This is a genomic window from Vibrio sp. Y176, from assembly GCF_033438945.1.
On the sequence record NZ_JAWOQS010000997.1, the window covers coordinates 1 to 554 of the forward strand.

The 554-nt window shown below is 52.0% G+C and carries 1 protein-coding gene; it reads right to left on the reverse strand.

Annotation, left to right across the window (positions count from 1 at the left end):
- The coding region (locus tag R7O13_RS29845; protein WP_318305590.1) for a tandem-95 repeat protein at positions 1-530 on the reverse strand (530 nt) is incomplete at its 3' end.
- Between the last annotated feature and the right edge of the window lie 24 nt (positions 531-554).

The following is a 554-nucleotide window of genomic DNA, read 5'->3' on the forward strand; positions in this document are numbered from 1 at the left end:
TTGTCTGCCACGATGTCCGCCACAGGCGCTACCGTGAAGTTCACCGTTTGGCTAACGCTCTCGCCGCTTGGATCGGTAGCCGTAAAGGTCAATGCTTCTGAGCCGTTCCAATCCGCAGTTGGAGTGAACGTAGCAATGCCATTGACGATCGCCACTTGAATGTTGCTGTTGCCAGAAACGCTGAAGCTCAGCTCGCCATCCACGTTATCTACATCGCTGAAAGCGGTATTTAGATCGATGCTGTATGGCGTAAAGTCTTCTGCCAAGGTTTGGTCTGCGAGGTTGCTCTCAACCACAGGCGTGTCATTCACCGCATTCACGGTGACGTTGACCGTCGCTTGGTCAGTCAGCGAACCATCGGTAATGGTGTAAGTGATTGCAGCGTCACCATTGAAGTCCTCTGCCGGTGTGAACACCAGTTTGCCATCAATAATTTCAACTGTCCCTTGGTCACTCGGCACAGATGCCGAGTCAATCGACAGCGTATCGCCATCAATGTCAGTATCGTTTGGCAGGACATCAATTGTCACTGGCGTGTCTTCGTCAGTAACAGC